The organism is Amycolatopsis sp. cmx-11-12, from assembly GCF_046269425.1.
Taxonomy (GTDB): domain Bacteria; phylum Actinomycetota; class Actinomycetes; order Mycobacteriales; family Pseudonocardiaceae; genus Amycolatopsis.
Genome location: NZ_JADNQM010000032.1, coordinates 72974 through 88515, shown reverse-complemented (window position 1 = coordinate 88515; position 15542 = coordinate 72974). Strand labels below are relative to the sequence as shown.

Annotated in this window: 13 protein-coding genes and 1 tRNA gene; 6 read left to right on the top strand and 8 right to left on the bottom strand. The window is 66.3% G+C overall.

Annotated features, from left to right (window positions below; translation table 11 throughout):
- Positions 1 to 494 precede the first annotated feature (494 nt).
- The 4 genes from ACLARN_RS33490 (at position 495) to ACLARN_RS33475 (ending at position 3895) form a co-directional block, all read left to right on the top strand.
- Positions 495 to 677: a hypothetical protein gene (locus tag ACLARN_RS33490; RefSeq protein WP_409495475.1), complete on the top strand. Its 183-nt coding sequence runs from the start codon at positions 495 to 497 to the stop codon at positions 675 to 677.
- A gap of 1100 nt (positions 678 to 1777) precedes the next feature.
- Entirely contained in the window at positions 1778 to 3097 is a 1320-nt protein-coding gene (locus ACLARN_RS33485) for a hypothetical protein (RefSeq protein ID WP_409495474.1), read from the top strand.
- 310 nt (positions 3098 to 3407) lie between these two features.
- On the top strand, positions 3408 to 3683 hold the full coding sequence (locus ACLARN_RS33480; protein ID WP_409495473.1) for a hypothetical protein: 276 nt from the start codon (positions 3408 to 3410) through the stop codon (positions 3681 to 3683).
- Complete coding sequence (locus ACLARN_RS33475; protein WP_409495472.1) at positions 3671 to 3895, top strand: hypothetical protein; 225 nt, start codon at positions 3671 to 3673, stop codon at positions 3893 to 3895. The genes ACLARN_RS33480 and ACLARN_RS33475 overlap by 13 nt, the downstream gene beginning before the upstream one ends.
- A 387-nt stretch (positions 3896 to 4282) precedes the next feature.
- Here the strand turns inward: ACLARN_RS33475 and ACLARN_RS33470 are convergent, their stop codons facing one another.
- Positions 4283 to 6343, bottom strand: coding sequence for an asparagine synthase-related protein (locus tag ACLARN_RS33470; protein ID WP_409495471.1), 2061 nt, complete (start codon positions 6341 to 6343; stop codon positions 4283 to 4285).
- A 76-nt stretch (positions 6344 to 6419) separates the two neighbouring features.
- On the opposite strand from ACLARN_RS33470, the gene ACLARN_RS33465 reads away from it, so the two are divergent.
- Positions 6420 to 7496, top strand: a complete 1077-nt coding sequence (locus tag ACLARN_RS33465; protein WP_409495470.1) for a LysR family transcriptional regulator — start codon at positions 6420 to 6422, stop codon at positions 7494 to 7496.
- Here the strand turns inward: ACLARN_RS33465 and ACLARN_RS33460 are convergent.
- Genes ACLARN_RS33460 through ACLARN_RS33440 form a run of 5 tightly spaced genes read right to left on the bottom strand, consistent with a single transcriptional unit; the run spans position 7489 to position 12613 of the window.
- Positions 7489 to 8307 carry a carbohydrate ABC transporter permease gene (locus ACLARN_RS33460; RefSeq protein ID WP_409495469.1) on the bottom strand — a complete coding sequence of 273 codons (819 nt, stop codon included), beginning with the start codon at positions 8305 to 8307 and terminating at the stop codon, positions 7489 to 7491. The genes ACLARN_RS33465 and ACLARN_RS33460 overlap by 8 nt on opposite strands.
- Before the next feature lie 9 nt (positions 8308 to 8316).
- Positions 8317 to 9264 carry a carbohydrate ABC transporter permease gene (locus ACLARN_RS33455; protein WP_409495468.1) on the bottom strand — a complete coding sequence of 316 codons (948 nt, stop codon included), beginning with the start codon at positions 9262 to 9264 and terminating at the stop codon, positions 8317 to 8319.
- 5 nt (positions 9265 to 9269) lie between these two features.
- Positions 9270 to 10109, bottom strand: a complete 840-nt coding sequence (locus ACLARN_RS33450) for a metallophosphoesterase family protein (RefSeq protein ID WP_409495467.1) — start codon at positions 10107 to 10109, stop codon at positions 9270 to 9272.
- Positions 10106 to 11488 carry an ABC transporter substrate-binding protein gene (locus tag ACLARN_RS33445; protein ID WP_409495466.1) on the bottom strand — a complete coding sequence of 461 codons (1383 nt, stop codon included), beginning with the start codon at positions 11486 to 11488 and terminating at the stop codon, positions 10106 to 10108. Before ACLARN_RS33445 ends, ACLARN_RS33450 begins: the two co-directional genes overlap by 4 nt.
- 27 nt (positions 11489 to 11515) lie before the next feature.
- Positions 11516 to 12613, bottom strand: coding sequence for an ABC transporter ATP-binding protein (locus ACLARN_RS33440; RefSeq protein WP_409495465.1), 1098 nt, complete (start codon positions 12611 to 12613; stop codon positions 11516 to 11518).
- A 249-nt stretch (positions 12614 to 12862) separates the two neighbouring features.
- Here ACLARN_RS33440 and ACLARN_RS33435 point away from each other — a divergent pair, with 249 nt between their 5' ends.
- On the top strand, positions 12863 to 13465 hold the full coding sequence (locus ACLARN_RS33435; RefSeq protein WP_409495464.1) for a tyrosine-type recombinase/integrase: 603 nt from the start codon (positions 12863 to 12865) through the stop codon (positions 13463 to 13465).
- A 551-nt stretch (positions 13466 to 14016) separates the two neighbouring features.
- Here ACLARN_RS33435 and ACLARN_RS33430 read toward each other — a convergent pair.
- Together ACLARN_RS33430 and ACLARN_RS33425 are read right to left on the bottom strand one after the other, a co-directional pair.
- Positions 14017 to 14090 (bottom strand) — tRNA-Pro (locus ACLARN_RS33430).
- Between the two features lie 139 nt (positions 14091 to 14229).
- The gene (locus ACLARN_RS33425; protein ID WP_409495463.1) at positions 14230 to 15399 is read right to left on the bottom strand and encodes an alginate lyase family protein; all 1170 of its coding nucleotides are present in this window, start codon (positions 15397 to 15399) and stop codon (positions 14230 to 14232) included.
- Positions 15400 to 15542: the final 143 nt, after the last annotated feature.

The window sequence follows — 15542 nt, the reverse complement described above, 5'->3', positions numbered from 1 at the left end:
GGCGACTCGGTCGGGTTCATGATCGCGCTGCTCGCAACGCACGAGCGACGACGAGGTATCCGAGCGGCAAGGCGTCGGAGGTCTCGAACGGTTGTTGGAGGACCGGCTTGATTGTGCAGGCCGATTCCGTCGAGTGTTATACGCCTCGCGCCCGACGCGGTCTACGCCGCGCCGGAGGATCGCGAGGGCACGCAGATGGTCACCGGACGAATGTCGAATGTCGAAGGACGGCGCGGGCTCGCGCCTCAACCTCTATGTCACGACGGAAGCGCAGTACTCGGTCAGTGCGGGGAAGCGTACGTAATTCGCTCTCCCCAAGGTCGGAACCAGCTTTCTACCTAAGGGTTTCCGAGGCAAGTTCAAGACCGACCTCGGTCGCAATCGGCCTAGTTTCGTACCTTCTACCTTGGACGTCGTGGTCACCTACCGCGACTTGGCGCAGGTCGAACGGGTCGACGGGGACGCCGCAGCCGTTAAGCGGGAAGCTGACTTGGGTGGAGGTGGACGCCTCGACCGTTGCTGTAAGTGGCTCGCTGGTCGATACCCAGAAGGAGGAACGCGGTCAGCAGGAGGTCTTCGTGCTCGGCATCTTTGCGGGCTTTGTCGCAAGTGTGTTGCCAGGTCGTTTTCTGGTTGAGTACCGCACGTTCCGTCGGCTTCGCGCCGCGAGGCGGTGATCCCGGCTGCCGTTTGACTGGGGGGTCGAGTGGCCTACGGGGCAGATGGGTCGCGTCCGGTCGGTGCCGTGTAGGACCTCCTCCATGCTGGCGGGCTTGGTGCCCACTCATCCGTTGCCCGCACCTGCCTGACGGACCGCAGTTCACGCCCTAAAGGTTCCGCCAACTTCGAGCGGAACGGACAAGACCGGCGAAGCGACACCCGGGGTAGCAGACGCTTTACCTTTCAAGCGTGAGCGGGGTCGCGGGCGACCGGTGCGGTCGGCCAGCTGACGATCGACTGTGATTTCTGGGGCAACGGCGGACTAGCCGTCACCTGTTGCTTGCTACCGCCAGATCCATGTCAGGCGGCGGTCGGCGGGTGCCAGCCTGTGGACCGTGCATGGCGATGCCGGCGTTCCCACTGATCGCGCAGGGCTTCCAGGGTCACCCGAGTCGGAGAAAGTCCCTCGTTTCTGATTTGGGTCGCCCATGCGCGCAGCGAGGCCCGCACCGCGTCTGGCGCGGGCTTGGGGGTCGGCGGGCGTGGCCATGCTGGATATATTGGCAAATCGGTGCGAAACGCATCACAGCTGTAGAACGTTGCTGGCCGGCCGGGGCCGCCAGTGTTCGGCATCGCTTTCGACGACCTGCGTGCGTTGATCCCTCCAACGTCGCGCCCCTCGGGAAAGCTCTGACAGAGACTGCGGTGGCCTCCTCCGTGGCGACGGCAGCCAGCTTCCCGAACTCCGAGCCAGGTTCGGTGATCCCTACCGCAGTGGCAACTGGTCCGTTTAGACTGCTTTGCTCAAGCTATCGCGTGAAGTGGTACACGAATGCCATTGCGACGGCTGTGGTGGCGCCGAGAACTGTCACGATTAGGGAATTGCTGATCATGTAGAGGGCTCCAACGCCGGCCAGGCACGCCTTGATCATTTTAAGGGTCCCGTCGGGATCCTTGCTGCGGGATGCGGGAGTGTCCGTCCTGCCGGATGCGTTTTTGGACATTTAATGAACCCCTCGCTGTGTGGTGTACTAGAGCACCGTAACCCTCGGCGACCGGTGAAAACGTCTGCCGAATCTGATCTTTCGTGATCGGGAGGTGTTTTTTGTCGTCGGGAATGAGCTTTCCGCTTGTCGACGGTTGCTCTGATACGTCTGAAGTTGTCGATCATTGTCGGGAATTTGATCAAACGTGCGATGACGCGATCATTGAGGCCGAGGGGGAGCGCGCGGAAGAAGTGTGCTCGCCGGAGATTGTCGAGACTGCCTTGCGTTGGCTTGCCATTCGCAAGGATGGTGGACCACTTGGTTTCTTGCTTTATGCGATCGACGATCCCTCGAGTGATTCCGCAGTCATGCTCGGCTGTCTGGTCCGAAAAACCGCGTCGATGCCCTCTGCTACGCCTGAGGCCAGGGCGCTGGCGCTGTGGGGATTGCTTCTCGACGAGATCGGGAAGATCGGGACCGTTGGACGGTCGCGTCGCCGAGGCGCCTTGATCGCGGCATTCCGGTTGCGGCCGGAACCGGGGAGCGGCTTGGACTGGGAACCGACGCTTGACGGTCGGTTCGGTCAGCTTAAGGAGCTGCCAGGGGTGTTCAAGAGCCTGGCTCCCAGCACCACGACGCCCATGCACAAGGCGTGGAAGCGGGCGTTGACCGACAGGTTGGCCCCCTGTCTCTCGCAGCGTCTCGAATCGCTCGGGCGGGACGGAAGCTCATGGTCGGCCTACGAAGAAATCGGGCGCGCGTTGTCGGCTGGGTTCGAGGATGAGGTGGGCTTCTCGTCGCCGGTCACGCCGCTTGGCCGTAGGGCTCCCTCGCGAGGCGCGCAGCCGGTCTTCATGGAGCTCATGATCGTCACGGTGACCATGACGCGTAAGGCGGCTACTCGTCGTATAACGGAGCGTAATATTGTCGCCTGCGAAGACGGGGTCGAGACCTACCGAGCCCGAGCGCTGACCGGGTGGACGGACGAATTGGCTCCGATACCCATAAACGCGATCTGGGGTTGTCGTGTCGAGACCTCTCCTGGTCGGCGACCGGGAGATCCGATGATGGTAGATCTTCGATTCCCTAGGATTCTGCGCAAAGGGGACCGGCATAGATTTGTTTCCGAGGCTATCGAGGACGACCTTGATGAAGAGCGGCTATGGATCAACGTCGATGTCGATCATCACGGCATCGCGGCGGGCGTTGTCGGCACCGATGGTGAGCCGACGAGTGGGCTCACCTTGAGGGTCAGGTTCGACGACGTTGTTCCTGAAGCATGTTGGTGGTACGCCGAGCAAACCGACTACGAACGGTACCTGCGGCCACCGGACGGGGATCGCCACCTGCTTGAGGTTCGTCATGGATCGGTCGAGCACAATTTTCTGGAGCTTTGTCATCCCAGGGAGGCCTACGGCATCGCGTTTCGCTGGCCGCAAGAAATCAGCTGAGGCTAAGCCACCCCGTGTCGGCGTGGCTTAGCCTCTGGACTGGGAACGGTTTGTTGCTCAGTTCCCTGTGTTTCCGCCGCCGCTGCCGCCCTTGCCATCGTCGCCGAAAAATATTCGGCCGTGCGTCGGCATGAAACGTCCAGTTGCCATCAAGGTCTCCTCTGTTGCTGTTCAAGAAAGCAGCAAAATGATTACAGACGGTAAACAGTACAGTGCAGGCGGGTCCGGTGTAGTGTCGCGGCCCGGCACGCTATGTTGATCATTTGGCACAGAGAGTCGGCCTCGTAACGCGGACGGGGCCAGTCCCCAGGTGAGCAGCCCCGCCGGAAACGCCTGCAGTCTGCGCCCGGTCATCGGCCGGACCGCCGACGAGGCGTCGTGTCCGGCGTGCGCTGTGTGGTCGTGGCTCGACGTGATCGGCACCAACAACGACTGGTCGCAGGATGCCATCCGGGCCTTGGGCCACCACCGCGAGGCCGCCGGCGGCGAGGTTCACCGCCACGAGCGTGACGATTCGAGCCCCGGCTGGCTGGACTGGCCCGACCACCCGAACCTCCTGCCGGCGATCGACCGGTGGGCTATCTAGACCGGTATGGCTCGCTGCACCCTTCGTCGCTCTCGGGCCTGGTGCGGGCGATCGAAACACTGGTCGACGCTCGCGTCGCCCCGGCCAGGCTGACCGACGTCGAGCCCGTCAGCGCACAGCCGCGGATCACCGCCGAGGAGGAGGCCGCGATCCTCGCCCGGGCCGACGAGGTCAACGCCCGCGTCGCCCGGATCCTCGAGGATTACGGATAGAGTCGCCGCCATGGGATTCGACTGGGAAACGTCCTGGGCGCGAGTGGAGCCGGTCTCGACGACGCCTTCGACGCCACGGTGTCGGCCGTCATGTACCCATGATCAGCCAGAGATCGAGCCCGCTCGGCCACTCCCGGTCGGGGATGAGCACGACGAGATCGATGGCCTGTGGACGCGTCCTGTCGCCCAGGAGTACGCCCCAGTGCTGTCAACCCGGCGGGTCTACCCGGAGCAAGGGGTCCGCAGCGTGGCAGGAAACGACTTCTAATACGTCTGGGAGGTGGCTGAGATGGGCATCTGCTCGTTTCCGGGCGGGCGGAGCTGGCTCGGGTCTTCTTTGTGGATGATGAGGATCGGCGGCTGATCGGGGGGGTGCCGTAGGGGTCATTAATCACATACTTCGTAGCCGATATCCGCCACGCAGGCGTCCAGTACATCGCCATCGGGTCCTGAGAATATGAGCTGAACCTTTGCGGCGCCGCCAGGAACATCGGCAGGTACGGTGATGTGTTGTTCCGACGTCCCGCATTGGAGGCTGGTGCTTTGCTGGCCCAATACCCGGGAGCCGGAGGTCATTGTCGCGGCATACACCCGTCGACAGCTGCCTGGCAGGGCACGGAGCAGGCCATCGACTCGAACAGACCTGTTGAACCAGTTGACTTTGCCGACGAACGAGGTTGCGTAGTACGAAAGCTTGACATTCGTTGGGTCTTCAGCAGCCGCGCTCGGTGCTCCTGCCAATGCCACGCTGCTGGCGATGGCGAGTGCGGCGACAGCTGCGGTCGCTCGCTTTGCTTTTCGACCGGCGCCTACGGTTGCCGCCACTGTGCCTGTGTCTCGTCGTGCGAAGGTCTTCACCGTGTCGCCCCTTTTCCTCGCGCCTGACTGATTCGGCGCTTCGTCGAGAGGTACGCCACTCCGGATTCTCCCGTTGTCACATCGACAGTTGTTCACTCGTTTGGCGGCTTCGAAGGTAGTGACCACCGGGGGACGGGGTTCCGTGTCTGCTCGGCTGGGCAATCGACGATGGACACGGTTGCCGAATGGCCAGCTCAAGGTCGAAGCCGATGCTAGAGCCCCTTGACCTGCGGGAACGCTCCCGAGAATCGATCTTCGAGGTAGCCTCCCCGTCGGACGGCGTGCTGGGGAGGGCACGTGGGATCGGCGAAGGAGATCGCCGACGGGGTGCGGACGGTGCTCGCCAAGATGAACGAGATGCTTGTCGCACCTGCCGTGGTCCGGGCGCCGCAGGCGCATCGGGACGGCCATGGCGGTCGCGATGAAGTCGGTGTCGAGGAACGGCACCCGCGCTTCGAGGCCGAAGGCCATGGTCGTGCGATCGCAACGTTGCAGAGTCAGAGTGTGCAATGTGGCCACCGTACGGCGAAGTTCGGTGTCGGGTGTGTCGTCGTCATGGAAGTCGCGAAGGTAGCGGTATCCGGCGAACAATTCGTCCGCACCCTCGCCGGTAAGTACGGCTTTGGTGTGCTGTGCCGCCAGTTCTGCGAGGAAGTGATTGGCGACAGAGCTGTGGAGCAGTGCCCGGTCGTAGTGCTCCACAGCGCGGACGACGTCGGGCACCCGGGCGATCGCGGCTTCGGCGGTGTAGGTCCGTTCGAAGTGCTCGGTGCCCAAGTGGGTGGCGACTCGCCGTGCGGCGGCGAGATCGGCTGATTCGGCTGTGCCGACGGAGAAGGTGCGCAGCCGGTGGCCTCGCTCGCGACACCAGCGTGCGGCGATGGCTGCCACGACACTGGAGTCCAGACCGCCGGACAGCAACACACCGGGAGGTTCGTCGCCCATCATCTGGAGGTTCACACTGGCGATCAGGCTCTCGCGTATCGCCGCTTCGTGGTCCGGTGCCGCCGGTCCGCTGTCGGCCTCTGGGGGAAGCGCGTTCGCGAAACGCCGAAGGCCGGTGTGCGAGGTCCAGAAGAAGCCTGGCGGGAAAGGCCTGACGTCACCGCGATGTTCAGGGTCGAAAGCCTTCATCTCGGAGGCGAACAACACCGAACCAGAAGTGCGCGCCCAGTAGAGAGGTTCGATTCCGACCGGGTCGCGGGCCGCGAGAAACGGGAGCATCGGGCCGGCGGCAGTCAGCGCGAACATGCCACGCAAGGCCGAAAGCGCGTGCCCGCCGCCGTCGACGGCGATACGCAGTGCGACTTCGTTGTCGGACCCGGTCGACCAGTGGTCGTTCGCGAACATCGAGCGCAGAGTCGCGTGGTTGCAGATCTCCCCATTGCCGACCAGATGATTGCCACCGCGATCGACGAGTGGCTGGTGCCCACCCTGGGTATCCACAATGGACAAGCGACGGTGGCCCAGCCAGGTGTTCGGTAACTCGACACTTCCGTGATCGTCCTGGCCACGGTGGGCGATGCGGTCGAGCATGCGCCGGCCGAGGAGTGGATCGAGTTCGCCGTGGATGGCGACGATGCCGCACATGGTTCACCCTTTCCTGACGGGGGAGCCGCGGCGGGGCTGCCCGCGGCGACGATCACCGTGGCGACGTCGTGCAACCTTGACCGCGTCCTGGACGGCGAGCCTGACGGCACGGTGGAGCGCCGTCGTCGGCCATCCGATCGCCCGCCGCTCGGCAGACGTCGTTCACCGTGCGTTCTCCGTGGTCGGCGAGCCTGACGGGAGTACCTGGGCGGAGGACGCGATGGAGTTCCGGCACCTCGAATCGTTCCTGGCGCTCGCCGACGAGCTGCACTTCGGGCGGGCGGCGGCGCGTCTGCACCTCACCCAGCCCTCGATCAGTCAGCAGCTGCAACGGCTGGAGCGCACCCTGGGCGTCGAGTTGATCGCACGGACGTCGCACGAGGTGCGATTGACAGCGGCGGGCCACGTGTTCCGGGCGCAGGCGAGGCTGATCGTCGCGCAGCTGGAGAAGGCGGCGCACAGTGTCAGGGAGGCGGCCGCGGGCCGGGCGGGCACGGTCAACGTCGGGTACAACTTCCCGGCGGGCCAGCACATCCTCCCCACCGCTCTGGCGCGGATGAGCGCCGAGTACCCCGACGTGACGGTCGCTCTCTGGGAGAAGCGGACCGGTCCCCAGCTCGCGGCGCTCGCGGACGGGAAACTGGATGTCGCCCTGGTTTACGGGCATCCGGTGTCGTCGCGGTTCCGCTACCGGCGGTTGCTGCGGGTGCCGATGGTGGCCGTAGTCGGGCAGGGACATGAGTGGGCGGGTCGGCTCACGGTGCCGTTCGCCGAACTCGCGCACCATCCGTGCGTCCTGTTCGCCCGGGAACAGTGCCCGGCGATGTACGACGCGATCCTGGGCGCCGCCGAACAGAGCGGGATCGCACTGAACGTCTCGCAGGTGGTCGACGACCCGGGGGCCACCGCCATCGTCGTGTCGGTCCACCCGCTCGTCGGGTTCGCCTCGGCGACCCGGGGCACTTCCGTCGGTTCGGTGTCCGGCGGGGTCCGGCCGGTGCCGGTGCGGCTGTCCGACCCGGTGCCGGCGGTCGACCTCTACGCCGTCTGGCGCGCGACCGAACCGAGCCCGCTGGGGGAGACCTTCCTGCGGTGCGTCGACGAGGCGGCCTCGCTTCCGGTGCCTGCCGAAACACCCGCGCGGATCACTTGAGGCCGGAGCGGACGAAGCCGTTCACGATATGCCGCTGCAGCACCAGGTACAGCGCGAAAACCGGCAGGCACGCCAGCCCGGCCAGCGCCATCAGCGGACCCCAATCGTCACCTTCCGTACCCATGAAGCTCCGCAGCCCCAACTGAAGTACGGCATTGTTGCGCTGCAAGACCATCGCGGGCCAGAAGTACTCGTTCCAGGCGTTGACGAAGAGCAGGATGCCCAGCGCGGCCAGCGCCGGGCGCAGGTTCGGCACCACGACCGTCCACAGTGTCGTCCAGGACGAACGTCCATCCATTGTGGATGCTTCGAGCAGTTCCTTGGGGAAGCCGGCCAGGTGCTGGCGCAGCAGCAGGACGCCGAGTGCCGAGCAGAGCGTCGGGATGATCACCCCGGCGAGTGTGTTGAGCAGGCCGAGCCGGGAGAGCAGCACGTAGTTGGGCAGCATCGTGACCTGGAACGGAACCAGCCACGTGCCCACGAACGCCAGGTACAACAGCCGGGAAAAGCGGAACCTCCAGGCAGCGAACGCGTAGGCCGCCAGTAGGCCGGTGAGCAGCTGGCCCGCCGCCGTCAGCAGCGCGACGAGCGTCGTGTTGCCCAAAAGACCCAGAACGTCGACCTTGTCCGCCGCCCCGGCGTAACTCTCCAGCGAGAGCGGCCAGGGAAGCGGTGACAGCGAATAGATGTCTCCGGGGCGCCGCAAGGACGTCGCGTACAGCCAATAGATCGGAAAGACACAGAGGAGGCCCAGCACAGCGAGCACGACGTGCCCGCGCAGCCGGCGCCACCGGGATTCGACGGTTTCCATCACCTGCTCCTAGTCGTCATGGAAGGTCAGGCGTTCGGTCAGCCACACCAGCCCGGCCGCGACCAGGCCGAACCCGGCGAACAGCAGAATCCCCGCCGCCGCGCCGAGTCCCGCGTCGAAGCTGTGGAACCCGTAGTCCCACAGCAGGTAGTAGACGTTCGTGGTGGCGCCGGCCGGGCCGCCCTGGGTGAGCGTGTCGATGAGAGGGAACGTCCACTGCGCCGAAAGCAACACCGTCATCAGCGTGAGGAAGACCAGCGTGGGCGACAGCAGCGGCAGCGTGATCCATCGGGTGATCTGCCCGCGCGACGCGCCGTCCAGCTGAGCCGCGTCGGCGTAGTCGGGATTGATACCGGCGAGCCCGGCCGACACGACCAGCACGGCGAAGCCGAGCACATGCCAGCCGGTGATCCCAATGATCGACAGCTGTGACGGCCCGGTCTCGTGCAGCCAGTTTAGGTCGACGCCGAGGACGCGGTTGACCGCGCCGCCGCCGGGATCGAGCAGCCATCGCCACACCGCCGCGCTCGCCACCGGGGCGACGAGCATCGGCGCGAACACCAGAGCCTGATAGACCACGCGGGACCGGCCACGCACCGCGCGCGTCATCAGCCCGACCATCACCGGGATGCCGATCGAGAAAGGCAGTAAGCCGAGGATCACCACCACCGTGCGTGTCACCGACCGGCCGAGCTCCGGCAGGTCCAGCAGCTGTTCGTAGTTGGCCCAGCCGACCGGGGTCATCGGGGTCGTGGGCAGCAGGTTCCAGGAGTAGAACGACAGCTGCGCGGTCTGTGCCAGCGGCCGGTAGGTCCACACCACCAGCAGCGCGAGCCCGGGTGCGAGGTAGAGGTACGGCGGGGCGGCCCGGGCGATCCGGCGGGCGAGCGACGGCCGGGTGGTCTTCGGCACCGGCAGCGCGGCGGCCGGTACCGGGACTGGGATCTCGGTGAACATCCAGCTCACCCGGCCTGTGCGGTGTGCTCGGCGACCCAGCGCACTCGCGATGCCTCGTCCTCGTCGTACACCGGCGCGGCCGCGCCGAGGTCGACGGCCGTGGCCACGAACGCCCCGTCGATCAGGTCGATCCGGCTCAGGCCGCTCGCCGCGGAACCGATCAGCCGCGCGCGGGGCGGCAGCGCCTCGACGCGGTAGGCGAGCGCGGGCGAGACCCAGACGGGGATCCCGGCCAGCGCGCCGCAGCCGGTGTGGTGCGCGTGGCCGGTGACCACCAGCCGGACATCGCTGCCCGCCAGGCACTCGGCGAGCCGCCCGGCGTCCCGCAGGCGCAGCAGGTGCACGGTCGGCACCGGTGAGGGCAACGGCGGGTGGTGCACGACGAGGACGGTGCCGCGCGGTGCGGGCACGACCAGCTCGGTGCGCAGCCATTCCAGCTGATCGTCGTCCAGGTGCCCGTCGTGCCTGCCCGGCCGGGTGCTGTCGAGTACGACGATCCGTACCCCGTCGATCTCGTGCGCCGCGTGGTACGGCTCGGAACCAGGCTCGTCGAGCAGCTCGCCGCGGAAGGCGGCCCGATCGTCGTGGTTGCCCATGGCGTAGACGATCGGGACGCCGAGCCGCTCCACCGCGGCACGCAGCCTGCGGTAGGCCACGGGGGAGCCGTCTTCGGTGAGGTCTCCGGTGAGCAGGAGTCCGTGCACCTCGGCGCCCGACCGCGTCACCGTGTCCAAAGCGGACTCGAGTACGGCGAGAGTGTCGACGTGCCCGTGCAACCGCCCGCCAGGGTCGGCGACGATGTGGGGGTCGCTGAGCTGGATCAAGGTCAGCTCGGGCCTGCTCATTTGCCACCGCCCGGCAGGAGCTGCGTGCCGCGCGCCTTCGCGGCGTCGAGGGATGCCTGCGGGTCGGCGCCCTGGTACACGGCTTCCTCGACCGCCTCCATCATGCCGTCCCGGATCTGCAGGTAGCTCGAACCGGGGAAGGAGACCCACGGCTCCATGTTCTTGAGCTGCGCGAGATTCGGCTTCACCAGCGGGTTCTGCCGGACCCAGTCCCGGAGGCCGGCCGGGTCGTCGGCGAGCCCGGATCGCAGTGGCAGGTAACCGATCTTCGTGGCGATCGTGCCGTAGGCCTGCTCACTGGTGAGGAACTTGATCAGCTCCCAGCCGGCGCGCTGCTTGGCCGGGTCGGTGGCGAAGACGAACAGCGAGGCCCCGGAGTTGGTCGGCACGACCGGCTTTCCGGTGAACGCGGGCATGGGTGCCGATCGGAGGTCCCACTTGTCCTTGGCGCCCTTGACGAACGTCGCCTGTACGGCGCTGGACTCGAGGATCATGCCGATGTCACCGCGGGCGAAGGTCTCGTAACCCTGCTTCTGCGTGAGCTTCGGGCTGGCCCCGGTGCCGACCAGGCTCTGCGCCATCTTCACGACCTCGACCGCCGGTTGACCGGTGTAGCTGAGCGACTTGCGGTCCGCGGCGATGACCTGCCCGCCGTTGGAGCGGACGAGGCTCTGGAAACACCAGTCCTTGGCTTCCTTGGTCAGGCAGTCGAGGTAGACGCCGCCTTTGCCGGTGGCCTTCTTGATCGCGTCGGCGGCGGTACGCACCTCGTCCCAGGTGGATGGTGGCCTGGCCGGGTCGAGGCCGGCCTGCTGGAACAGCGAGGCGTTGTAGTAGAGCACGGGGGTGGAGAACACGAAGGGCACGCCGTAGGTCTTGCCGTCCCAGTCACCGAGCGTGCGGGCGGTCGGCGCGTACGGGTGGGTGGTCCCGGTGAAGTTGGCCTGCACGACGTCCTTGCCGACGAGGTCGTCGAGTGGCTTGGCGCCGAGCTGGCGGACAGTGAAATCGAGGTCGCTGAAGCCGAGCTGTGCCACGTCCGGAGGGCGTCCGGCGGCGGTCTGGCTCTGGACGCTCGACACGGTGTCGGTGGCCGGGTTCGGGCTGTTTCCTTGCGGCTTCTGCGCGGTCACCTTGATGTTCGGGTGCGCCTGCTGGAACTTCGCGATCAGCTCGTCGAACGTGTCCGTCCAGGCACCGGCCTGGCCGAAGTTGTAGCTCTCGAACACGATCGACACCTGCTGCCCGGGCGGCAACTCCGGCACCTTCGCCACGGCGCCGGCTTGGGTGGACGCGGTGTCGCCCAGCCCGCAGCCCGCCGCACCGAGCGCCAGGACCACGCCCAGCGCGATGCCGGCCTGTAGACGATTCTTCTGCATGGGAAAGCGCTCCTAGAGTCAGGTGGATCAGACGGGGGTGGCCACGAGACTGGGCTGCCAGGTAAGGCGACGGCCGGAGTGGCGGTCGAACAGGTGCAAGTGCTCCGGAGCCGCGGTCAGGCCGACGTGATCGCCGGTGGCGAGGCCGAGGGGGCGCGGCCCGCGGAGGCAGATCTTCGCGTCACCGGCCGTGCAGTGGGCGAGCTCTTCGCTGCCGAGGTTCTCCACGAGTCGCACGACGGCGTGGAGCGCGGGGACGCCCGCGGTCCGGACGAGGTGTTCGGGCCGGATCCCGAGCACGACCTCCCTCGTGGGCACGTCACCGCTGATACCGAGTGGAACGTCGGTTTCCGGTGCCACGACGTGGAGTTCGCCACCGCGGCTGACCACCTCGGCGTCGAGCAGGTTCATCGCGGGCGAGCCGAGGAAGCCAGCCACGAACGCCGAGGCCGGTTCGTCGTACACCTCCGCCGGGGTACCCAGCTGTTCGAGCCGTCCCTCGTTGAGCAGGGCGATGCGGGTCGCCATCGTCATCGCCTCCACTTGGTCGTGGGTGACGTAGACGAAGGTCGAGCCGAGTGTGCGATGCAGCTGGGTGAGTTCGGATCGGGTCGCTGTCCGCAGTTTGGCGTCCAGATTGGACAGCGGTTCGTCCATCAGGAAGGCCCCGGGATCACGCACCAGCGCACGGCCGAGCGCGACCCGCTGCCGCTGGCCGCCGGAGAGTTCCTTGGGACGGCGGGAGAGCAGCGCACCCAGGTCGAGTACCTTCGCGACCTCCTCGACCTTGCGCCGGATCTCTGCCCGCGGACGGCGGCGCGCACGAAGCGGGAACCCGATGTTGCGCTCGACCGAAAGGTTCGGGTACAGGGCGTAGCTCTGGAACACCATGGCCAGGTCGCGTTCGCGGGGCGGGGTGTGGGTGATGTCGGTGCCGCCGAGCAGGATCCGGCCGCCGTCGAGCGGGGTGAGCCCGGCGACGGCGCGCAGCAGCGTGGACTTCCCGCAACCGCTTGGCCCGAGCAGGACGAGGAAGTCACCGTCGGCGACGTCGAGGCTGACCGCGTCGACGGCGGTGACCGGGCCGAACCGTTTGGTCGCGGCTTCGATCTGGATCCGGCTCACGGGTTTCGGGCCTCCTCGGTGCAGGAAATCGGGACGTCGGAATACCAGCAGCCCGCCATGGCGGCGAAGTGAACGGAGATCGAACGGTGGAGCCGGAAAGTCGCAGATAGGAGCCTTGTACAGGGACTATCGGCATGTCGGGTCCGGCGATCGGAAGAACCAATCGGCAAGCGGCCGGGCTTACCCTTTCGCGACTACAGCGTGCCCGTGGTGTCGGCGTGTTGGCGTGGAAGCGTCGACCTGTGGTCGATGTCGTCAGTGGCCGGCCAAGTCCATCGTGAACAGAACCAGCGCGAAGAGGGCGACATGGTGGTGTTCGAGGCGTGCGCCGCGACCCGGATCGGTGAGGTCTCGGACTGCCGTGTGAAGGACATCGACACCAAGGAGTGGATCTGGAATCTGCGGCGCCAGACCACGCCCGGGCCTGGCGGGTTGCTGGACAAGGGCACCAAGGGCAAGCGGGCCCGGACGGCGCCGCTGATCGAGGACATCCGGGAGCTGGTCGAGCGGCGGATCGCCCTGACCGACGGGAACCCCGACGCCCGGCTCTTCGTCGGGCCCCGCGGCGGCCGGATCACCACCGCGGTGCTGCGCGACGCGACGCACTGGGACGAGGTGGTCATCCAGCTCGGGTACGAGCACCTGCGCCGCCACGACCTGCGGCACACCGGGCTGACCTGGATGGCCACGCCGGCGTCCCGGTGCACCACCTGCAAAAGTCGCTGGCCACGGCTCGCTGGAAGTCACCCAGCGGTACCTGCATCCGGACCACCACACGGTGACCGACGCGGGGAGAAGCTGACCCAGCACCGGTGCGCACCACGAACCCCCCGGCTGCTCGTCGTCAAATAAAAGCGAATCGCCGAAAACCCTAAAACGCTCCGCCTTTCCGAAGGTGGAGCGTTTTCTTTATGCGGTTTTCTTACGGTCGAGGCGATTCTCCGATGCCACCGGCGAATTGCGTGAACTGCCGTCGCGACTTCTCCGTGACTCCGTCGGAGGACCACCGCAGCGGAATATTCACGAGCGTCCCACTCGGCGACGTGCGCGCATTTCCTGGCATGGTGCCGACGGTGTCGGAGGCGCAACCTGGTGGCAGCACATCAACGGACCGTGACAGTGCGTAAGAGTAGATTCACCCGCATGGGGGAGGGTGTCGCGTGCGGCGCTGACGTGGTCGACCGCGCTATGAGCTGCAGGATTCACCCGTCTGGGGGGCCTTGCTGTGGCTTGCTGACCCCCTTTTGCTCTGGTCAAGTGCGCTTCAGGCGCCTGAAGATCAACTTGGTCCCCACGTGGTCCCCAAGCACTTGCTTCGGTGTGCACCGAAGAATCTTTTACGGTAAAACGAAAAATCCGCTTGATCTGGACTTTCATCCAAATCAAGCGGCTCTTCGTTCCGGTCGGGCTGACAGGATTCGAACCTGCGACCCCTTGACCCCCAGTCAAGTGCGCTACCAAACTGCGCCACAGCCCGGACCCGCGCTCCGTGGAGTGCGATGTGAGTACTTTAGCGGGTCCCGAAACCGGGCTTGCAACCAGGGGTAACTGTGTGTCTGACCTGCGAAAACGGACCGTGAGGGCCGCCCTGCCGCAATCAGGCGGCCCTCACGGGGTCACTGTGGGTTGTCCGCGTGCGTGAGGGTCTGCCAGGAGACGAACAGGCTGTTGGTGCCTGCGGGGCGCTGGCGCAGGGTGAGGGCCTCGGTGTTGCTCATGGTGTGCCCGAGGCGGGTGTGGAGGTGGTTGAAGCCGACTTCGGTGATCGGGCCGAGGCCGAGCTTCAGGCTGCCGCCGCACAGCCATGACGGGGCGGCCGCGCCCATCTGGTACTTCGCGTGGAAGCCGAGGCCTTCGCGGAGGCGGTCGGCGATCTCCGGGTAAAGGTCCTGGCCCTGGATGCGGGTGGTCTCGGCGAAGTTCGCGATGGCGGCGAGGCCGTAGCCGGTGTGGGTGAAGTCGCGGCAGGTCTCCTGCGAGAGGCCGTTGACGAACGTCGTCTGGCCCTGCCAGTACTTCACGATCTTGTCGCGGGTGTTCAGGCCGCTGCCGGGCGCGGTCTTCGGGAGCGCGCCGTCGCTGGTCAGGTAGAGGTATGCGGGGACGCGGGTGCGGAACTTCGCGACGGCCTTGTCGTAGCTCGCCTTGTCGTCGAGGAACACCGAGATGCCGATCGCGGCCTCGGTCATGCTGAGTTCCCAGTTTCCGTTGCTGTGACTGCCGTTGATCACCTCGGGCAGGTACACGTTCCGGAGCATGGTGCCGAAGCGGCCGGAATTCGGCCAGCTCGGGTAGGTGTGCTTGACGATCTCCGCCGCGCGCGGCCAGGAGGAGGCCGACCACGCCGACTGCAAAGGCGCGTTGCTGTTCGTGTGATCTTTCAGCACCGCGGACCAGGCGTCCATGATCTCGATCGCCTTGGTCGCGTATTTCGTGTCGCGCGTGATGTACCAGGCCAGGGAAAGGGAGTACGCGGCGATCGCGTCTTGCCGTTCATCGGTACAGCCGATGTTCGGATTCGAATAGGGGCCGCATTCGACGACGGCGCGCGGTTTCGGTGACCGGGACAGCGAGGCGTACGGACTCGACATCATCGCGTCGTAAGCTTGTTTCCACGGTTGCGCGCCGGCCCGGACCTTGGCGCGCACGAAGTCCAGTTGCGGGCGGCTGACCAGTACGCCGGGATGGGTGAAGGTGGCGGGCGCGGCCTGGGCGGGAGCAATGGAAAGGCCTAGCACCAAGGGGACGAGCGTGGTCAGGGCGAGCAGTTTCCTCAGTGGGGACATGGTTCTCCTCGGACGGGTGTGAGCCAGGTCACCGGCGGCGTGTGATTCAGTGTCATGGCCTGAACCAGTCGCGTCAAGACCTTATTTCGCCTCGAAAAGAAAGAGTCCCACTGAACGAATAAGCGCCGACGAAGGCCGGGCTT

Bases quoted from the DNA above. Each gene is read 5' to 3' on its own strand.
- ACLARN_RS33485 (WP_409495474.1), top strand. From the start codon at position 1,778: ATGAGCTTTCCGCTTGTCGACGGTTGCTCTGATACGTCTGAAGTTGTC.
- ACLARN_RS33470 (WP_409495471.1), bottom strand. From the start codon at position 6,343: ATGTGCGGCATCGTCGCCATCCACGGCGAACTCGATCCACTCCTCGGC.
- ACLARN_RS33460 (WP_409495469.1), bottom strand. From the start codon at position 8,307: ATGGAAACCGTCGAATCCCGGTGGCGCCGGCTGCGCGGGCACGTCGTG.
- ACLARN_RS33455 (WP_409495468.1), bottom strand. From the start codon at position 9,264: ATGTTCACCGAGATCCCAGTCCCGGTACCGGCCGCCGCGCTGCCGGTG.
- ACLARN_RS33450 (WP_409495467.1), bottom strand. From the start codon at position 10,109: ATGAGCAGGCCCGAGCTGACCTTGATCCAGCTCAGCGACCCCCACATC.
- ACLARN_RS33445 (WP_409495466.1), bottom strand. From the start codon at position 11,488: ATGCAGAAGAATCGTCTACAGGCCGGCATCGCGCTGGGCGTGGTCCTG.
- ACLARN_RS33435 (WP_409495464.1), top strand. From the start codon at position 12,863: ATGTCGTCAGTGGCCGGCCAAGTCCATCGTGAACAGAACCAGCGCGAA.
- ACLARN_RS33425 (WP_409495463.1), bottom strand. From the start codon at position 15,399: ATGTCCCCACTGAGGAAACTGCTCGCCCTGACCACGCTCGTCCCCTTG.